This window comes from Bacillus cereus group sp. Bce041, assembly GCF_052646455.1.
Window position 1 is genome coordinate 187,072 of record NZ_JBQXON010000007.1, and the last position, 19,243, is coordinate 206,314.

A 19,243-nucleotide genomic window follows, 5' to 3' on the forward strand; every position below is an offset into this window, starting at 1 on the left:
GGTTCCTTCTGTTAGTCCATTAAACCCAATCATTATTTTACGATTTTTTCAAGCTCCTCAAGTGAAAGATCTACTGAAATTGAACCATCATTTGTTTCTTTCTTAATTGCATCTGTTACTTCTTTTGAATGGTATAATTCAATTACTTTTTTCAGTGTTGGATCATCTTTATCTTTCGTACGAGCTGCGAAAATATTAATATAAGGCTTCGCATTTTCATTCTTTGGATCTTCTAAGAAAATAGGATCCTTCGCTGGATCTAATCCAGCTTGACCAGCAACACCGTTATTAATAACTGATGCCGCTACATCTTTTAACACACGAGGTGTTTGCTGTGCGATAACCGGTGTAATTTTTAATTTCTTCGGATTTTCAGCAATACCACTTGGATCTCCAAATAGACCAAAATCCTTTTTCAGCTTTAATAATCCAGCTGCATCAAGAAGTTTTAATGCACGTGCTTGGTTGGTTGGATCGTTTGGAATTGCAATTTCTGAACCATCTGGGATTTCATTTGATTTCTTATATTTTTCAGAGTATAAACTCATTGGTGCAATTTGTGTTGTACCAACAGCTGTAATATCTAACTTATGTTCCTTTTTAAATTGCTCTAAGAACGCAATATGCTGGAATGAGTTTAGTTCAATATCTCCATCAGCTAACGCTTTATTTGGCGTTGTGTAATCGGAGAACTCCACCAGTTTAATCTTAATCCCTTCTTTTTCAGCTTTTTTCTTCAAAATTTCCCAAGCGTCTCCATCCGTTCCAGTTACACCGACGCGAACTACTTTTTCTTTCGCTCCTGCACCCGTGTCTCCACTTGAGCAGCCGCTTAATGCTGAGACTCCTACAATCGCTGATAATGCAAATGCTAAAATTTTCTTCATTTTCTTTTCCTCTCTTCCTTTTTATGATCTGCGTAACAAGACTTTCGCAAAGTAATTCCCTAAATTTTGAGCTATCTGTACGAGAATAATAAGTAACACGACCGTTACGAACATAACTGATGTATCAAAACGTTGATAACCATATGTCATTGCTAAATCACCAAGACCGCCACCACCGACAAGCCCAGCAACTGCAGAAAATTCAATTAAACCAACTGTCATAAATGTGACACCTAAGATTAATGGCGCTAACGCTTCTGGTACAAGGATTTCAAAAACGATTCTAATTGGCGAGGCGCCCATTGCTTGTGCTGCCTCAATTACTCCTTTCGGAACGGAAACAAGGTTTGTTTCAACCATTCTAGCAATACCAATTGATGCGACTAACGTCATCGGGAAAATTGCCGCTGCTGTTCCAATCGTCGTTCCGATAACACTTCTTGTTAGTGGACTTAAGGCTACTAAAAAGATAATGAATGGTACCGGACGAATTGTATTAATTATGATGTTAAGAATAGAAAAGACCCATTTATTTTCTAAAAAGTTTCCTTTTCTCGTTACATATAAAAGTAAACCTAGAGGTATACCAAGAATTGTAGCGAATATAAGGGTTACAATTACCATTAAGAGGGTATCCCCCGTCGCATCTAGTATGCGCGGCCAAAATATACTCCAATCAACTCGCATGAGCTTCTACCTCCTTCAGCTGCACTTGCAGTCTTAGATGTTGTAATGCTTTTTGAATTTCCCTCTGCTCCCCTTGCAACTCTACAAGAAGATTTCCAAATAGCACATTTTGAAGTTCAATAATATTTCCGTACAGTACATTTACATCGACGTTATAGTTTTTTGCGATATATGATAGTACCGGCTGTCCTGTCTCCTCACCAGTAAATGTTAGACGATAAATTTGACCACCATTTTGAATTTTCGCTAGAACACTTTCCGGTAAATGATCATTAATGACAGAACGTACAAAGTTTTGAGTCGTCTTTGTTTTTGGTTGCGTGAAAACATCAAACAGTTTTCCTTCTTCAATAACTTTTCCCTTCTCCATTACAGCTACACGGTGACAAATTTCTTTCACAACATGCATTTCATGTGTAATAAGAAGAATTGTTAAATTGTATTCTCTATTTACTTTCTTTAATAAGTTTAGAATTTCTGTCGTTGTTTCTGGATCTAAGGCTGATGTTGCCTCATCACATATAAGAATATCTGGCGATGTCGCAAGTGCTCTAGCAATGCCCACACGCTGCTTTTGTCCACCTGATAGCTGCTCTGGGTAATAGTTTGCTTTATCTTCTAACCCTACAAACTTCAGCAGTTCATTTACTCTTTCTTTTATCTCATTCTTTGGTACTTTCGCTAACTTTAATGGATAAGCAATATTTCCAAATACTGTTCTTGAATTAAATAAATTAAAACTTTGGAAAATCATTCCGATTCTTTGTCTCAGTTTACGTAATTCTTTCGTCGATAATGATGTAATATCTTTATCATCTATTGAAATCGTTCCTGCCGTCGGTCTCTCTAACATATTTACTAAGCGTAATAACGTACTCTTTCCAGCGCCACTAAAACCAATAATGCCAAAAATTTCGCCTTTCTCAACTGATAATGTTACATCCTCCACCGCATGAACAGATTGCCCAGCTGATTCATACACTTTACTTACATTGTTAAAAGAAATCATTTTTTCCCCTCCTATATGCTGTAAAAACTTGAAGCAGAGCTTTCGAGGTAAAATAAAAAGTGCTCTCCTTCTTATCAACCATAAAGATAAGAAGGAGAGCACTTATATGTACTCATTCACATCTTCTCATCTTCCAAGCCTTTATATGGCTTGCTGGAGTTAGCACGGTATTAAAAAAACCCGTTGCTGAGGTATCGTAGGGCCAGTCCCTCCACCTCTCTGGATAAGAATGTATCGATTTAATTGTCGTTTAATTAATTCTCATTATAGAACTCAGAATAATAAGAGTCAATACATTTTTTAGAAAAATATTAATTATTCCTTTATTAAAATTTTCAGATGAAAATTCATGAGAAAATAGTAACTTTCAAGGTTATTTAAAATTCTTCTTCCTCATATTTTTAAACAGGAGAATCCTCTCTACGAATTGAATAAATTTATTTGAATATGAAACTCGGAGGAAGATAAATATATGAAAACAGCTCTTTTACTCGTCGATATTCAAAACGATTATTTTCCAAATGGAAAGATGGAATTGCGTAATCCAGTAGAAGCAAGCGAATATGCTAATCAGTTATTACAACACTTTAGAACAAACAGCGAACCTATTCTTCATATCCAACACGTAGCTATAAAAGATGACGCTACTTTTTTCCTACCTAATACAGAAGGTGTACATATTCACGAAAGCGTACGTCCACTTAGAGAAGAAACAGTTATAGTCAAACATTATCCAAATAGCTTCCGAGAAACTAATCTTCTAGAGCAATTAAAACGTTTAAATATTGAACATGTCGTTGTATGTGGGATGATGACTCATATGTGTATCGATGCTACAGTAAGGGCTGCATTCGATTTTGGCTTTCAATGTACCGTTATACATGATGCTTGTGCTACAAAAGACCTGTCTTTTAAGAACGCTACTATACCAGCTGTTTACATTCACAATACAATTTTAGCTAGTTTAAATGGCGTATATGCAAATGTAATAAGCACGCAAGAATTTTTAGCTACATAAAAAAACACTCCTTTCAGTGAGCAAAACCGAAAGGAGTGTTCCTTGTCGAACCATAGATTTTCTTTCAAATTGTATTATACAGGAAATTCTCAAAATGAATACTAAAAAATATGACTAATAAGTCAACTTTTCTCATCATTTTATTTCTGTTCACATGTTTATCCCGCTATTAATAGGTTTTAGCTCATTCCCTTCGAACGATGGTAATATATAGGATTTCAATTTTAAAAGGAGCTCTTCACATTCTGTGAAGAGCTCCTCTACTATTTCTTATAAAGTTTCAGAAGTAGTTTTTGCTTGCATGTGAAGTGCTAAGTAATCAGGTCCACCAGCTTTAGAGTCTGTACCAGACATGTTAAAGCCACCGAATGGTTGGTAACCTACGATTGCACCAGTACATCCACGGTTGAAGTATAAGTTACCAACGTGGAAGTCTTCGCGTGCTTTTTCAATATGGTCACGGTTGTTAGTAATAACAGCACCTGTTAAACCGTATTCCGTATTATTTGCAATTGCAAGTGCATGATCGAAGTCTTTCGCTTTACAGAATGCTACTACTGGTCCGAAGATTTCTTCTTTCATTAAGCGAGCATCTTCTGCAACGTCAGCAACGATTGTTGGTTGGATGAACCAGCCTTTAGAATCGTCTCCTTCGCCACCTGCTAAGATTCTACCTTCTTCTTTACCAATTGCAACATAGCTCATTACTTTATCGAATGCAGCTTGGTCATTAACAGGACCCATGTTTGTACCTAATACTGCTGGGTTAGCAACTGTTAATTCTTTTGTTAATTCAACAGCACGATTTAATACATGATCATATACATCTTCATGGATTACTGCACGAGAACATGCAGAACATTTTTGTCCTGAGAATCCGAATGCTGATGCAACGATAGACTTAGCTGCTAATTCAAGATCTGCTTCTTTATCAACAACGATTGTATCTTTACCGCCCATTTCAGCGATAACGCGTTTTAACCAAATTTGTCCTGGGTTTACTTTCGCTGCACGCTCATAGATGCGGATACCTACATCACGAGATCCCGTGAAACTTACGAAACGTGTACGAGGATGATCTACTAAGTAGTCACCAACTTCAGAACCATTACCTGGAACGAAGTTTACTACGCCAGCTGGTAAGCCAGCTTCTTCTAATACTTCCATAAATTTCGCTGCCACTACAGGAGTTGTACTAGCTGGTTTTAGTAATACTGTGTTACCAGAAACTAAAGCAGCTGTTGTCATACCTGCCATAATTGCGAATGGGAAGTTCCAAGGAGAAATGATAACACCTACTCCTAATGGAATGTAAGAGAAACGATTATATTCAATTGGACGGCTTTCTACTGGAATACCGTCTTTTAATTTTAACATTTGACGACCATAATATTCCATAAAGTCGATTGCTTCTGCTGTATCAGCGTCTGCCTCATTCCATGGCTTACCTGCTTCTTTTACAAGAATAGCAGAGAATTCATGTTTTCTGCGACGAACGATTGCTGCAGCACGGAATAAAATGTCTGCACGCATTTCTGGCTTTGATTTTCTCCAAGTTTGGAATGTTTCATCCGCTACTTGCATTGCTTTTTCAGCTAACTCACGGCTTGCTTTTGAAACACGACCAACAAGTTCCTCTTTATTTGCAGGGTTTACAGAAACAATTTTGTCTTCTGTAGTGATTTTTTCTCCCCCAATAATTAATGGATAGTCTTGTCCAAGATAAGATTCTACTTTCTTTAAACCTTCTTCAAACGCTAATTTGTTAGCCTCCACTGAAAAATCTGTAAATGGCTCATGTTTGTATGCTACTACCATTTTTTTTAGCCTCCCCTTAGAAAAACGTTTACATTTTACAACATTATTCTACACGATAATTTAGATTTATTCAAATATTCCTAGACTTATATTTTAAAAATTAATAAATTTTTAAAATATAATAAAAAAAAGAGATTCATACATGCGTATGAATCTACAAAATATGAGTATATTCCAAAACATTTTTCCCGATCAATAATATAGTAACTAATAAAAATAAAGTCCTTACATATCCAACACCTTTTTGAACCGCAAACTTCGATCCAAAATAAGCACCTAAGATCATTGATAATCCCATGATAATACCGTATTCAAAATGAATTATATCTAAAAATAAAAAAGTAATTAAAGATACAATATTACTAACAAAGTTCAAAAGTTTTCCAGATGCTGCCGCTTGAATAAAATCCAAGCCAATTAATAAAAATGCAAAAATTAAAAACGATCCTGTCCCTGGTCCAAAAAATCCATCATAAAATCCTATCATTAAAATAGCAAAGAAAAATATTAATGTTTTTCTTTGCGTCATCTTCTTATAGGTAGACACACTTCCCCAATTCTTTTTTGCAATAATATAAATAGCAATAAATACCAACATTACAAGTACTAATGGGCGTAAAATATCCGGTGGAATAAATTTTACTACTAAAGCACCTGCAACAGCTCCAACAATAGTTAACGGGATTAACTTTCCTACAATTTTAAAATCAACTTTTCCTGATCGAATAAAATACATCGCACTCGTAAACGTCCCCATTGTTGCCGCTAATTTATTCGTTGCAATTGCCGAAGCTGGCGATAAGCCAACAAACATAAGCGCAGGAAGCGAAATTAACCCTCCTCCTCCAACAACGGAATCAATAAAAGCTGCTAAAAAACCGAATGCAATTAATAAAATAATGACTTGAAAACTTAATTCTTCCATGAGCTTTACCCCTTACCCCTATTTTTTACAACATTTTAAATTATAACAAAATTACATAAGAAAAAAAGCTGTTCCATAGAGGAACAGCCTTCATATTTAATCTAAAATCTTCACAAGTGGTTCATCTTGTTTTGCTTCACGTATAATAATAGCTTCTGGGCGTTCTACAGATTTAATCGTTACTTGTACTTTCATATAATTCGGGAAGTATTCCATAACAAGCCCTGCCACATATTGTGTAAAACCAACTATTTCAGCTTTTCCATTAAACTGGACAGGAATATCAAGCTTCATTTCTCTTAATTCATCATCTCTATACATACCAGTACCAATAACAGCTGTATAGTCGCCTTGGAAATAATCGCTTAGTTTTGCCTTAAAGTTGGATACTCTTGCAAGGTCTTCACGTTTATTATCTGTTTTCGCTTGCTCTGATGGGAACAAATAATATTTTTCATTAATTTGTTGCCAATCTTCAACCGTTTCACTACCTTTTTCAACATTCGCATAAGAAACAAAGTTACCTGGCACGAGCGAAGACTTTGGAGCTTGGCGATAAATCGCAAATGTTATTGGAATATTTTTGGTTTCAGGTTCTTTTTGATGTATGACTTTCAAAATTTCTTGCGCCATTTTTTTCCCTTCAGCTAACATCTTTTCATCCGGGATTGCAGCTTCACGTGGATAACCATGCTCTTCGTTAAAATATTGAACAGAATTCATTGCTAATCCAACTACCATACCAACGCGTTCCTCGCCGTTATCGCCTTTTTTCACATAATAATCATGCTCTAAAATATTTGAAATATATATTGGATTTTTTTTATTTTTCACTTCTAGTGATTCGGATCCTGTTCCTAATGCAGGGTTTAATCCTATATTAGGAAATTTAACTGCATCTTTTTTTAATTTGTCCTCTAGTTCCTTTTGTTCAGCATCTGTACGTTTTCTTTTAACAAGCATCTGTATAGTTTGAGTATCTAGAGCTTTTCCGCCTTTTAAAAAATTATCTTTCGTACTAAATGATTCTTTTGCAATTCGCATTAACCCTGTTTCAAATTCATCTATATCAAGACGACTATTTAACCCTTGCACCACTAAACCACGTGCATTTCCACCATCAAATGGAATAGTCGTCTTATAATATTCATCCGAAATAGCGTATTTTGGAACAACTGATTGTTCTTTTGCTTTCCCCGATTTCTCAGCCACTTTTTCATCTTTGTCGGCACCTGCACTACACCCACTTACAAGTAGGCCAAGGCTTAATACCGCTAATGCTATTTTTTTCATGGTAAGTTTGCACCTCTTACTTATTTAGCTCTTGTAAGAACCTCTCTTCATTCCAAACCTCAACATTATGTTTCTCCGCTTGTGCTAATTTCGAACCAGCCGCTTCACCTGCAACAACTAAATCCGTACTCTTACTAACACTTCCCGTTACTTTTCCACCTAATGCCTCAATCTTCTTCTTCGCTTCACTTCGCCCCATAACTTCTAGCTTACCTGTTAAAACAACCGTTTTTCCTGCGAAGTAAGATTCAACATTTTGTAAATCTGCAATTTTTATACCTTTGTATGTCATATTCACGCCATACTCTTTAAACTGCTGTAATAACTCTAATACATCTTCATTATCAAAATATGTCACAACAGATTGAGCCATTTTTTCGCCAATTTCATTAATTGCTTTTAGTTCTTCTTCCGTTGCTTTTACAAGCTCATCCATCGTTTCAAAGTGCTCTGCAAATGTACGTGCTGCTTTCGCTCCAACGTGGCGAATTCCAAGACCAAATAATAATCGCTCTAACGAGTTTTCTTTAGAATTTTCAATTGCTTGTATTAATTTTGTTGCTGATTTTTCACCAAAACGTTCTAACTGTAATAATTGCTCTTTCGTCAATGCATATAAATCAGCAAATGTACGAATGTAATCAGCATCAAAGAGTTGTGTAATGACACGTTCTCCAAGTCCATCAATATTCATTGCATTTCTTGAAACGAAATGGATTAACCCTTCTCGAATTTGAGCAGGACAAGTTGGATTTATACAACGAAGTGCTACTTCTTCTTCTAAACGAACAAGTTCACTCTCACATGCTGGACAATGAGTTGGCATGCGGTATTCTTCTTCCTCACCAGTACGCTTATCAAAAATAACGTTCACAACTTCAGGAATAATATCTCCAGCCTTCTTCACAACAACGTAGTCACCAATTCGAATGTCTTTTTCACGAATTAAATCTTCGTTATGTAAAGAAGCACGACGAACAATCGTACCAGCAACTCTCACTGGCTCTAGTTCTGCAGTCGGTGTTACAACTCCTGTTCGGCCAACACTTAATTCAATGCCTGTTAATCTCGTTACAACTTCTTCAGCCGGGAATTTATAAGCAATCGCCCATCTTGGACTCTTCGCTGTAGTTCCTAGACTTTCTTGAAGGGCAACATCATCTACTTTTATAACGATTCCATCAATCTCATAATCAAGATGCGGACGTTTTTCTTGCCATTCTTCTACATAAGCTATAACTTCTTCAATTGTTTCACATGTACGGCGATTTGGATTTGTCTTAAATCCAAGTTCACCTAAGAAATCAAGCGATTCACTATGTGATGGAATTGTTTTTTCTTCTACATTCGCAAGACCATACACAAACATAGATAAGTTACGCTTCGCTGCAATTTTCGGATCAAGTTGACGTATTGAACCTGCTGCTGCATTACGCGGATTCGCAAATACATCTTCTCCATTTTGCTCTTTTTCTTCATTTAGTTTAACGAATGAACGCTTCGGCATATAAGCTTCGCCTCGTGCTTCTAACGTTACTTCTTCATTTAAACGAAGTGGGATAGCTTTAATCGTTTTTAAATTTTGAGTAATATCTTCACCCGTTACACCATCACCACGTGTCGCCCCTTGAATGAAGCGTCCTTTTTCATAATGAAGCGAAACGGCAAGCCCGTCAATTTTTAATTCACATATATATCTTACATTCGCACCATCAATTCCTTGACGTACTCTTCTGTCGAAATCACGTAAATCTCCTTCGTTAAATGCATTTCCTAAACTTAACATTGGTGACTTATGTGTTACTTTTTCAAATATATCAAGAACAGTCCCCCCAACGCGAACGGAGGGAGAATCTTCACTCATAAACTCTGGGTTCTCTGCTTCTAATTTTATAAGCTCCTGCATATTACGGTCATATTCCGCATCAGAAACAGAAGGATTGTCTAATACGTGATATTGATAGTTAAATGTATTTAATAAATCACGCAGTTCTTCTATACGTTTTTTTGCTATCTCTTTTGACATATCCTCATTCCTTTCTATTGTTTCGTCACAGGTGCAAATTTTGCTAACAAACGTTTAACACCAATTGGGCTTGGGAATGCAATATCTAATTCTTTTGCATCACCTTCACCTTTTACACTTACAACTGTACCGACTCCCCATTTTTGGTGGGAAGCTTTATCTCCTACTGCCCAGCCAATTTGTTCGCCGCCTGTCGTCTTAGCTGCAGGGCGCGCGAAAGCTGAACGAGAGCGTGTTGTCGTTGTGATTGTCGTTTTGCCGCTACTTGCCGTTCTGCCTTTTGCACCAAACGATGTTTCACGCTTTGGCGCTGTTTCATTTAATGATTCCACTAGTTCTGTCGGGATTTCTGTAATGAATCGAGACGCAGCGTTCATACTTGTTCTACCAAATAAAGTACGCATTTGCGCGTTAGATAAATATAGCTCTTCTTCTGCACGGGTAATACCTACATAAGCAAGACGACGTTCTTCTTGCATTTCATCCTCTTCCATAAGAGAACGAGTATGAGGGAATATCCCTTCCTCTAAGCCAACAATAAACACAACCGGGAACTCTAATCCTTTCGCTGAGTGCATCGTCATTAAAATAACTTCTTCACCAGCAGTTGGGTCTTCATCTACACGATCAATATCAGCAACAAGTGCTAAATCTGTTAAGAATGCAACAAGGCTCTTATCTTCGCTTTGAGATTCAAATGTTTGCGTAACAGATAAGAACTCGTCTAAGTTTTCTAAACGACCTTCCGCTTCTAAAGAACGTTCATTTTTCAACATATCGCGATATCCTGTTTTTTCAATAACTTCTTCTACTAATTCTGTAACAGATAAATACTCTTGCATATTTACCCAGTTATTTAATAAATTCGCAAATTCTTTTACTGCCTTTGTAATTTTTGCACTTACTCCAACATGCTCAATTTCATCAAATACAGCAGTTAATGAAATTCCGTTTTGCACACCGTAATTAATAATTTTATCGATAGAAGTCGCACCAATACCACGCTTTGGCATGTTAATAATACGTGCAAAACTAATTTCATCATCTGGATTACCGATTAAACGTAAGTACGCCAAAATATCTTTAATCTCTTTACGGTCGTAGAACTTCGTACCCCCGACAATTTTGTACGGAATGTTAGATTTAAGGAAAATCTCCTCGACCATACGAGACTGAGCATTCGTACGATATAACACTGCAAAATCAGTATATTTTCGTTTCCCCATTTGAATATCGTCACGAATTTTTTTCGCAACAAAATACGCTTCGTCCTTTTCAGTTGCAGCACGATAATACGAGATTTTACTTCCAACTTGATTGTCTGTCCATAATTTCTTCGGCTTACGATTTGTATTTTTTTCAATAACAGCATTCGCTGCATTTAAAATATTTTGTGACGAACGATAGTTTTGTTCTAACAAAATTACTTGTGCATTCTCATAGTCTTTTTCGAACGACAAAATGTTAGAAATATCTGCACCACGCCAGCGATAAATAGACTGGTCAGAGTCACCTACAACGCAAAGATTTTTAAAACGCGCTGCCAAATGTTTAACAAGAAGATATTGCGCTTTGTTCGTATCTTGATACTCATCAACGTGAATATATTGGAACTTACGCTGATAAAACTCTAATACTTCTGGAACACGTTCAAATAACTGAATCGTGGTCATAATTAAATCATCAAAGTCTAATGAATTATTTTTCAAAAGACGTTTTTGATACTCTGTGTATACATCGCTCGTTAATTTTTCATATGGATCAGCCATTGTAATTTTTTTTGCATATTTATCCGCAGATAACAGTTCATTTTTCGCATTACTAATACCCGCTAAAATAGAGCGCGGCTCAAATTTCTTCGGATCAATATTGCGCTCTTTCATAATTTTTTTGACTACAGTTAGCTGATCGCCTGAATCTAAGATTGTAAAGTTACGATTAATACCAATACGATCGATATCCCGTCGTAAAATACGTACACACATAGAGTGGAACGTCGAAATCCAAATATCTTCTGCTTCTGGTCCCACAAGTGTATCAATACGCTCACGCATTTCACGAGCTGCTTTATTTGTGAAGGTAATAGCTAGTACATTCCATGGTGCTACACCTTTTTCACCAAGTAAATACGCAATACGATGTGTTAACACACGTGTCTTACCACTACCTGCACCTGCCATTAATAGAAGTGGTCCATTCGTTGTTTGGACTGCTTTTTGTTGCTGTGGATTTAAACCGTTTAATAATCTATCTGTCATACTCATATACGCCTGCACCTACTCTCCTTTTACTGCTTTAACTGTTTTTAACGCCGATTTTATATCATCATAAATAATATTTCCAACAACTACTGTATCAGCATATTGTGCCATTTCTTTCGCCTGTTCTGCATTAGAAATACCACCGCCATAGTATAACTTAGCTTGTTTCAATTCTGCTTTTACATTTTTAACAAGTTCAACATCTCCATACGTACCGCTATATTCTAAATAAAATATCGGTAAATGTAATAACTTGTCTGCTAAACGAGCATATGCAATAACGTCATCTTCTGTTAAATCACATTTCGCTTCTGTAAGCTGGGCTACTTTCGCTTCTGGATTTAAAACACAATACCCTTCCATAAAAATTTCGTCCCAGTCCATAATATCCCCAAATTCTTTCAATGCCTCATGATGAACACCTGTTACCCATTCTACTTTTCGGCTATTTAAAACACTTGGGATGTAATAAAAATCAAATCCTGGTGTAATTGCTTCTACATCAGAAACCTCTAATACACAAGGAACTGCATATCTACGAATGCTAACTAGCATGTGTAATACGTTATCAATTGTAACTCCATCACTTCCGCCTACAATAACCGCATCAGTTCCAGACTCACAAATCATTTCTAGATGTTCATCGCTTAACTCCTTATTTGGATCAAGCTTAAATACATGTTTCCAACCGGAAATATCGTACATGAAAACACCCTTCCTTTTCTCTAGTTATATATATTTCTGTTCAAAATAACAGTTTATTTTCATCATTATTGTTTTAACTTCATCTTAAATATTTGTTTAAAACGGAGAATTAAGTTTGGAATTACCTCTTCCATATTTTTTAAACTAGAGGATTTAATTTTGAAGTTCCTTTTATGCATTCTTTCATTATAACAAAAAAAGTTACTTACACACACGCACATTCCAACATCTTTTTCCACGTCAAATGTTGGATTACATATCCCAAAAATCAAACGGGATACTAATAAAAGAAATAGTATTATCTATTTCAACTTTCATAAAAAGGAGTGTTTTTCTAATGAAGCAAAATATCGGGACAATAAACGCTCTAATTCGAATTACACTTGGGCTTGTCCTCTTCGGATGTAGTGCAACTAAACTTGTACGCAAGCCGTGGTGCACTTGGTCTAACATTTTTCTATGGATTGGTGCAATGAAAGTTGCAGAAGGAATTGTTCGTTTCTGCCCTGTTGTTGAAATGTGGAAATTCGGAAAATACATGAATATGGGGGCATTTAAAATGCCTAGCATGAATTTTGCTGAAAAAGGACATGCTAAAGAAGAAGTGAATCAAACTTCCACTCATGACAAGCCAAAGTCAAAAGGAAGTTATGACGCTTCTGACAAAGAGATTGAGTCAGCGATTGAAAATATAATCCTGGCAAAACCGCTTTGAATCATTTGTCACGATGCAAGATGCTCTCAAAGGGACTTAGCTGCTGCAGTGGGCGGTTAAGTCTTCTTTATTTTACCATAAAACAGAACGTACATTCTCTTTTTCGACCTTAAAATGTATATAAAAGATATCAATCAATAAAATTCAGAAAATTAGGTGCATACCTCTTGCTTAAAATGATATAAAAGTGATATCATTTTTATATCAGGAGGCGATCATATGAAAGAAAAACAAGTATTTTATGTAAATGGTTTTCTCGGTATTATTGGAATTTTGATTTTAGCTGCTATCGGTGTATTTTTCCTTGCACAAGAAATTTTCATAGGAGCGGCACTAACTATTATATTAGCCGCAGTTCTCGCTACAGGTATCGGTATTGTTCAACCGAATCAAGCGAAGGTTATTACGTTCTTCGGTAATTATTTAGGAACAATTCGTCAAAACGGTTTATTTTTAACGATTCCGTTCGCATTCCGTCAAACTGTATCTTTACGTGTTGAAAACTTTAACAGTAAAAAATTAAAAGTAAATGACGTTGATGGAAATCCAATTGAAATTGCAGCTGTTATCGTATATAAAGTTGTTGATTCTGCAAAAGCAATGTTTGGTGTTGAACATTATGATCGATTTGTAGAAATTCAAAGCGAAACGGCAATCCGCCATGTTGCAACAAAATATCCTTATGACAATTTCCAAGATGAAACCTGCGTTACGTTACGCGGAAATACTGAAGAAATCTCTGAAGAATTAAAACGTGAGTTAGAGGCGCGTCTTGAAATTGCTGGTGTAGAAGTATTAGAAACTCGTTTAACGCACTTAGCTTACGCAACAGAAATTGCCCATGCAATGCTACAACGCCAGCAAGCAAAAGCAGTATTAGCTGCTAGAAAAGAAATTGTTGAAGGTGCTGTGAAGATGGCGAAAGATTCCATCCATATGTTAGATGAAGAAGGCGTACTAGAACTCGATGACGAGCGTAAAGCAAATATGGTAAACAACTTATTAGTTGCCATCGTTTCAGATAAAGGTGCGCAACCAGTTATTAATACAGGAAGCCTATACTAAGGGCTATAAGTAATTATGGCTAAAAAGAAAAGCTTTCCATTACGTATTGATCCTGAATTACACGCAGTCATCGAAAAATGGGCAAATGATGAATTTCGTAGCGTCAATGCACACATCGAGTATTTACTTCGAGAAATGGCAAAGCAAAAAGGGAAATTAAAAAAAGATAAAGATGCATAAAAAATCCCGCTGATTCCTCAGCGGGATTTTTACATATTAACTTTTCGTCATCTCATGCCCAATTGCACGATATCCTATATCACTTCGATAAAATAGACCATCACTCTCAATTTTACCGATTTCTTTATATACTTTATCTTTTGCTTCTTGTAAACTATTTGCCTTACAAGCAACAAATAATACACGGCCACCGTTCGTTACAAAGTCCCCATGTTTCATTGCTGTACCTGCATGGAAAACAATCACATCTTGCAGTGCATCTAGTCCACTAATAATATCACCTTTTTTATATGCTTCTGGATATCCTTTAGAAGCAAGTACAACACCGATTACAGCTTCTTCTGACCATTGTAACGTTAGTTCACTTTCATCTAATACAGCGTTACATACGTCAACTAAATCATTTTCTAAGCGAGGTAATACAACTTCTGTTTCAGGATCACCGAAGCGTGCATTAAATTCAATTACCTTCGGACCATCATTTGTTAAAATAAGACCTGCGTATAAAATACCTGTAAACGAACGGTTTTCTGCAATCATCGCCTTAGCAGTTGGATGTAATACGGTTTGAATCGCTTCTTGAACTGCTGATTCTGGAATTTGTGGTACTGGAGAATATGCACCCATTCCGCCCGTATTTGGACCTTTATCACCATCAAAAGCTCTTTTATGATCTTGGGCGATTACCATTGGATGTACAGTTGTTCCATTCACGAATGCCATTAATGAAAATTCTTGTCCATCTAAAAACTCTTCAATAACGATCTTCTTACTTGCCGCGCCGAATTTCACATCTTGTAGCATTTCTTTCACAGCTTGTAATGCCTCTTCAAGCGTCATTGCTACCGTTACCCCTTTACCCGCAGCTAGGCCGTCAGCTTTAATAACGATTGGTGCACCAACTTTTTGAATGTACTGTACTGCTTCTTCATAATCTGTAAAAGTTTCGTACGCCGCAGTTGGAATATCATACTTTTTCATAAGCTCTTTTGTAAAAGCTTTACTACCTTCAATAACAGCAGCCGCTTTATTCGGACCAAATACGCGAAGTCCCTCTTCTTTAAAACAATCAACAATTCCATTCATAAGCGGAATTTCTGGTCCAACGAAAGTTAACTCAACATTATTCTCTTTTGCAAATAAAACTAATGCATCAAAATCATTTTCATCAATATCAACTGGTGTTGCAACATCTCTCATACCTTCATTACCTGGTGCTACATATACCTTTTCTACTTTTTCAGATTGTGCAAACTTCCAAGCTAAAGCATGCTCACGCCCACCGCGGCCAATTACTAAAACATTCATATTTCATCCCCCAATAATTAAATAAGTACAAACTAGAAGCTATGCTCCTAGTTTGCTTTTTCATATCAATAAAAGGTTATCGACCGGACTTTTTAAACATCCTCTATTAGTGTTTGAAATGACGTACGCCAGTGAACACCATAGCAATCCCATACGTATCTGCCACTTTAATAGAATCTTCATCACGGATTGATCCGCCTGGTTGAATGATTGCTGTAATTCCTGCTTTTGCTGCTTCTTCTAATGTATCTGGCATTGGGAAGAAAGCATCAGATGCAAGTGCGCTACCTTGTGCTTTTTCACCAGCTTGTGTAATTGCGATTTTTGCAGAACCTACACGGTTCATCTGTCCCGCACCGACGCCAATTGTCATGTCATCTTTCGCTAAAACAATTGCGTTTGATTTCACATGTTTTACAACTTTCCAAGCTAGTTTTAAATCTTTCCATTCTTGCTCTGAAGGTTCACGTTTCGTTGGAATTGAAATTGTACTTTCATCTAATGATAACGTATCTTCTTCTTGAACGAGAAGTCCACCTTGTACAGAAGTTAGTTTTTTGCTTGCACTTGTCGCTTTTTCAATATTTATAGTTAATAAACGTAAGTTCTTCTTACTTTGTAACACTTCTAAAGCTTCTTGCGAGAACGAAGGTGCGATAACAATTTCTAAGAAAATTTCATGTAACTTTTCTGCTGTAGCTTTATCAATTTCACGATTTGCTGCAATAATACCGCCGAAAATTGATACTGGATCTGCTTCATAAGCGCGAGTATATGCTTCGTGAATATCAGTTCCTACTCCAACACCACATGGATTCATATGTTTTACTGCTACTACTGCTGGTTCTGTAAATTCTTTTACGATGCTAAGTGCTGCGTCTGCATCATTAATATTGTTATACGATAATTCTTTACCGTGTAATTGTTCTGCGTATGCAACAGAAGAAGTTGCTGCGAATGGCGCTTTATAGAAAGTTGCCTTTTGATGTGGGTTCTCGCCATAACGTAAGTCTTGCTTTTTCTCAAATGTCACAGTTAATGTTTCTGGACTTTCTTCACCCATTTGCTCTGTTAAGTAGTTAGAAATTAACGCATCATACGCTGCTGTATGACGGAATACTTTCGCTGCTAGTTTACGTTTTGTTTCCTCTGCTACTTCACCGTTCTCTTTCAGTTCTGCTAACACAATATCATAATCTACTGGATCTACAATTACAGATACGAATTTATGATTTTTCGCAGCAGAGCGAATCATTGTCGGGCCACCGATATCAATATTTTCAATTGCATCAGCAAATGTTACATCAGGCTTAGCGATTGTTTCTTTAAATGGATATAAGTTAACAACAACAAAGTCAATTGGCTCCATACCTAATTCATTCATTTGTGTTACATGTGTTTCATTATCACGAACTGCTAATAGACCACCATGAATATTTGGATGTAACGTTTTCACACGGCCATCCATAATTTCAGGGAAACCAGTTACTTCAGAAATACCAATTACTTGTAAACCGTTTTCTTCTAATAACTTTTTCGTACCACCTGTTGAAATAACTTCAATCCCTTGTTCTAGTAACCCTTTAACAAATTCTACTACTCCTGTTTTATCTGAAACACTTACTAATGCACGCTTTTTCATTTATCCTTCACCCCTGGTTGTATGTTAGTTAACAGTTGATTCTTTCACAGACTGAACAATTTGATTCACTGTATTTACGTATAATTTATGTTCAACTTGTTGAATTTTCTTTTGTAAACTTTCTCTCGTATCCCCTTCAGAAACAACCACTGCTTCTTGCGCAATAATTGGCCCTGTATCCATACCTGCATCTACATAATGAATTGTTACTCCAGTTACTTTCACACCTGCTTCTAACGCTTGACCGACAGCATCTTTACCCGGAAAGCTCGGTAGTAATGATGGATGAATATTAATAATCTTCCCGCCGTATGCTTCTAGTAACGTCGGCCCGATTAACCGCATATATCCAGCTAAAATAACATAATCAATTTCATATTCTTCTAGCTTCTTTAATATCTCTTTTTCAAATGCTTCTTTTGACTCATATGCTTTCGCTGAAAAAGCAAAACACGGAATATGATGATAATTTGCCCGTCCAACAGCGCGTGCTTCTGGTTTATCACATACTAATAAACTAATTTCTGCATCCAATCTTTTTTCTTCTACCGCATTAACGAGAGATTGAAAGTTAGATCCGCTTCCAGAAGCAAAAACTGCTAATCTACTCATAGTGCTGTGCCCCCATTAAAAGTAACGCCAGCTCCTTGTATAGTACGTCCAATAATACGAGCCATTTCTCCTTGCTCTTCAAGAAGACGAACAACATCTTTTGCATCTTCTTCCTTCACTGCTACTACCATACCAATACCCATGTTAAAAATATTGAACATTTCTTTTTCTTCCAGTTTTCCAACTTCTTGAAGCAAACTAAAGATCGGCTGAATTTCCCAAGATCCTAGTTCAATCTCGGCACCGATTCCTTCTGGCAACATGCGTGGAATATTTTCAATAAATCCACCACCTGTAATATGCGCCATACCGTATACTTCATGTTTCTTCAATAGTTCTAAAATAGGTTTGACATAAATTTTCGTTGGTTTTAATAATTCTTCACCAAGAGGTAGTTCTAAGCGGCCATAAATACGCTCTAAAGATAGTTCCCCATCTTCTAGTAACACTTTTCGTACTAAAGAGTAACCATTGCTATGAATACCGCTAGATGCTAAGCCAATTAGCACGTGACCAGCTTCAATCTTTTCACCTGTTACAATTTTCTTTTTATCAACAATCCCAACTGTAAAACCAGCTAAATCATATTCTTCCGTAGAATACATTCCTGGCATTTCAGCTGTTTCTCCACCGATTAATGCACAACCAGCTTGGCGACAGCCCTCTGATATACCTTTGACGATGTTTTCAATTTTACTAGGTTCAGCTTTACCACAAGCAATATAATCAAGGAAGAAAAGCGGCTCTGCTCCTTGGACAACAATATCATTTACACACATTGCTACTGCATCAATACCAATTGTGTCATGTTTATCTGCCATAAAAGCGAGCATCAATTTCGTTCCCACGCCATCTGTTCCAGATACTAATACAGGTTCTTCTAATGCAAATTTTGATAGATCAAACATACCTCCAAAACCGCCTAAACCGCCTAGTACTTCTTTTCTCATAGTTGTTTGTACGTGTTTTTTCATGCGAGATACCGCTTCATATCCAGCTTCAATATCTACTCCTGCTTGCTTATATGCATTCGCCATCGTTATTTACACCTCGTCTTTTAATTTCTCCCCATCCAGGGCGGGCTATTTTAAG

Annotated in this window: 16 protein-coding genes, 1 pseudogene and 1 riboswitch; of the genes and pseudogenes, 4 read left to right on the forward strand and 13 right to left on the reverse strand. The window is 36.6% G+C overall.

Going from position 1 to position 19,243, the window contains the following annotated elements:
• Positions 1 to 32 precede the first annotated feature (32 nt).
• The 3 genes from ACUN13_RS21895 to ACUN13_RS21905 are packed head-to-tail and all read right to left on the reverse strand — an operon-like array spanning position 33 to position 2,583.
• Positions 33 to 887: a MetQ/NlpA family ABC transporter substrate-binding protein gene (locus tag ACUN13_RS21895; protein WP_445423955.1), complete on the reverse strand. Its 855-nt coding sequence runs from the start codon at positions 885 to 887 to the stop codon at positions 33 to 35.
• A 21-nt stretch (positions 888 to 908) separates the two neighbouring features.
• The gene (locus ACUN13_RS21900) at positions 909 to 1,574 is read right to left on the reverse strand and encodes a methionine ABC transporter permease (protein WP_001261865.1); all 666 of its coding nucleotides are present in this window, start codon (positions 1,572 to 1,574) and stop codon (positions 909 to 911) included.
• Entirely contained in the window at positions 1,564 to 2,583 is a 1,020-nt protein-coding gene (locus ACUN13_RS21905; protein WP_000622969.1) for a methionine ABC transporter ATP-binding protein, read from the reverse strand. Before ACUN13_RS21905 ends, ACUN13_RS21900 begins: the two co-directional genes overlap by 11 nt.
• 123 nt (positions 2,584 to 2,706) lie before the next feature.
• Positions 2,707 to 2,813: riboswitch (SAM riboswitch) on the reverse strand.
• A gap of 242 nt (positions 2,814 to 3,055) precedes the next feature.
• Between ACUN13_RS21905 and ACUN13_RS21910 the strand changes: the two are divergent.
• Positions 3,056 to 3,621 (forward strand): annotated as a pseudogene (locus tag ACUN13_RS21910) (cysteine hydrolase family protein).
• Positions 3,622 to 3,871: 250 nt separating this feature from the next.
• Here ACUN13_RS21910 and pruA read toward each other — a convergent pair.
• The 6 genes from pruA to ACUN13_RS21940 all read right to left on the reverse strand — a co-directional run bounded on the left by pruA (position 3,872) and on the right by ACUN13_RS21940 (position 12,629).
• Positions 3,872 to 5,419: an L-glutamate gamma-semialdehyde dehydrogenase gene (gene pruA / locus ACUN13_RS21915; protein ID WP_000259555.1), complete on the reverse strand. Its 1,548-nt coding sequence runs from the start codon at positions 5,417 to 5,419 to the stop codon at positions 3,872 to 3,874.
• Between the two features lie 154 nt (positions 5,420 to 5,573).
• Positions 5,574 to 6,344: a TSUP family transporter gene (locus ACUN13_RS21920; protein WP_000391974.1), complete on the reverse strand. Its 771-nt coding sequence runs from the start codon at positions 6,342 to 6,344 to the stop codon at positions 5,574 to 5,576.
• Positions 6,345 to 6,440: 96 nt separating this feature from the next.
• A complete protein-coding gene (locus ACUN13_RS21925; RefSeq protein WP_000717031.1) occupies positions 6,441 to 7,637 on the reverse strand; it encodes a CamS family sex pheromone protein in 1,197 nt (398 codons plus the stop codon).
• Positions 7,638 to 7,653: 16 nt separating this feature from the next.
• The gene (gene ligA / locus ACUN13_RS21930; protein ID WP_445423956.1) at positions 7,654 to 9,663 is read right to left on the reverse strand and encodes an NAD-dependent DNA ligase LigA; all 2,010 of its coding nucleotides are present in this window, start codon (positions 9,661 to 9,663) and stop codon (positions 7,654 to 7,656) included.
• Positions 9,664 to 9,677: 14 nt separating this feature from the next.
• On the reverse strand, positions 9,678 to 11,927 hold the full coding sequence (pcrA, locus tag ACUN13_RS21935; protein ID WP_002164784.1) for a DNA helicase PcrA: 2,250 nt from the start codon (positions 11,925 to 11,927) through the stop codon (positions 9,678 to 9,680).
• A gap of 12 nt (positions 11,928 to 11,939) precedes the next feature.
• Positions 11,940 to 12,629 (reverse strand): heptaprenylglyceryl phosphate synthase, encoded by a 690-nt coding sequence (locus ACUN13_RS21940; RefSeq protein ID WP_000272099.1) that lies wholly within the window; start codon positions 12,627 to 12,629, stop codon positions 11,940 to 11,942.
• A gap of 337 nt (positions 12,630 to 12,966) precedes the next feature.
• Between ACUN13_RS21940 and ACUN13_RS21945 the strand changes: the two genes are divergently transcribed.
• From ACUN13_RS21945 to ACUN13_RS21955, 3 genes are all read left to right on the forward strand, one after another.
• Entirely contained in the window at positions 12,967 to 13,344 is a 378-nt protein-coding gene (locus ACUN13_RS21945; RefSeq protein ID WP_000812346.1) for a YgaP family membrane protein, read from the forward strand.
• A 219-nt stretch (positions 13,345 to 13,563) separates the two neighbouring features.
• On the forward strand, positions 13,564 to 14,409 hold the full coding sequence (locus ACUN13_RS21950; RefSeq protein WP_000660669.1) for an SPFH domain-containing protein: 846 nt from the start codon (positions 13,564 to 13,566) through the stop codon (positions 14,407 to 14,409).
• 15 nt (positions 14,410 to 14,424) lie between these two features.
• Positions 14,425 to 14,589: a toxin-antitoxin system HicB family antitoxin gene (locus ACUN13_RS21955; RefSeq protein WP_001085171.1), complete on the forward strand. Its 165-nt coding sequence runs from the start codon at positions 14,425 to 14,427 to the stop codon at positions 14,587 to 14,589.
• A gap of 36 nt (positions 14,590 to 14,625) precedes the next feature.
• Here the strand turns inward: ACUN13_RS21955 and purD are convergent, their stop codons facing one another.
• From purD to purM, 4 genes are all read right to left on the reverse strand, one after another.
• Entirely contained in the window at positions 14,626 to 15,897 is a 1,272-nt protein-coding gene (purD, locus tag ACUN13_RS21960; RefSeq protein WP_001101962.1) for a phosphoribosylamine--glycine ligase, read from the reverse strand.
• Between the two features lie 106 nt (positions 15,898 to 16,003).
• Positions 16,004 to 17,539, reverse strand: a complete 1,536-nt coding sequence (gene purH / locus ACUN13_RS21965) for a bifunctional phosphoribosylaminoimidazolecarboxamide formyltransferase/IMP cyclohydrolase (RefSeq protein ID WP_000745439.1) — start codon at positions 17,537 to 17,539, stop codon at positions 16,004 to 16,006.
• A 24-nt stretch (positions 17,540 to 17,563) separates the two neighbouring features.
• Positions 17,564 to 18,151 (reverse strand): phosphoribosylglycinamide formyltransferase, encoded by a 588-nt coding sequence (gene purN / locus ACUN13_RS21970; RefSeq protein WP_000088589.1) that lies wholly within the window; start codon positions 18,149 to 18,151, stop codon positions 17,564 to 17,566.
• The gene (purM, locus tag ACUN13_RS21975) at positions 18,148 to 19,188 is read right to left on the reverse strand and encodes a phosphoribosylformylglycinamidine cyclo-ligase (protein WP_001262439.1); all 1,041 of its coding nucleotides are present in this window, start codon (positions 19,186 to 19,188) and stop codon (positions 18,148 to 18,150) included. Before purM ends, purN begins: the two co-directional genes overlap by 4 nt.
• Positions 19,189 to 19,243: the final 55 nt, after the last annotated feature.

Coding starts and splice junctions, on each gene's coding strand:
- pruA (WP_000259555.1), bottom strand. CDS start 5,419: ATGGTAGTAGCATACAAACATGAGCCATTTACAGATTTTTCAGTGGAG.
- purD (WP_001101962.1), bottom strand. CDS start 15,897: ATGAATGTTTTAGTAATTGGCCGCGGTGGGCGTGAGCATGCTTTAGCT.
- ligA (WP_445423956.1), bottom strand. CDS start 9,663: ATGTCAAAAGAGATAGCAAAAAAACGTATAGAAGAACTGCGTGATTTA.
- pcrA (WP_002164784.1), bottom strand. CDS start 11,927: ATGAGTATGACAGATAGATTATTAAACGGTTTAAATCCACAGCAACAA.
- purH (WP_000745439.1), bottom strand. CDS start 17,539: ATGAAAAAGCGTGCATTAGTAAGTGTTTCAGATAAAACAGGAGTAGTA.
- ACUN13_RS21955 (WP_001085171.1), top strand. CDS start 14,425: ATGGCTAAAAAGAAAAGCTTTCCATTACGTATTGATCCTGAATTACAC.
- purM (WP_001262439.1), bottom strand. CDS start 19,188: ATGGCGAATGCATATAAGCAAGCAGGAGTAGATATTGAAGCTGGATAT.
- ACUN13_RS21905 (WP_000622969.1), bottom strand. CDS start 2,583: ATGATTTCTTTTAACAATGTAAGTAAAGTGTATGAATCAGCTGGGCAA.
- ACUN13_RS21950 (WP_000660669.1), top strand. CDS start 13,564: ATGAAAGAAAAACAAGTATTTTATGTAAATGGTTTTCTCGGTATTATT.
- purN (WP_000088589.1), bottom strand. CDS start 18,151: ATGAGTAGATTAGCAGTTTTTGCTTCTGGAAGCGGATCTAACTTTCAA.
- ACUN13_RS21945 (WP_000812346.1), top strand. CDS start 12,967: ATGAAGCAAAATATCGGGACAATAAACGCTCTAATTCGAATTACACTT.
- ACUN13_RS21920 (WP_000391974.1), bottom strand. CDS start 6,344: ATGGAAGAATTAAGTTTTCAAGTCATTATTTTATTAATTGCATTCGGT.
- ACUN13_RS21940 (WP_000272099.1), bottom strand. CDS start 12,629: ATGTACGATATTTCCGGTTGGAAACATGTATTTAAGCTTGATCCAAAT.
- ACUN13_RS21900 (WP_001261865.1), bottom strand. CDS start 1,574: ATGCGAGTTGATTGGAGTATATTTTGGCCGCGCATACTAGATGCGACG.
- ACUN13_RS21925 (WP_000717031.1), bottom strand. CDS start 7,637: ATGAAAAAAATAGCATTAGCGGTATTAAGCCTTGGCCTACTTGTAAGT.
- ACUN13_RS21895 (WP_445423955.1), bottom strand. CDS start 887: ATGAAGAAAATTTTAGCATTTGCATTATCAGCGATTGTAGGAGTCTCA.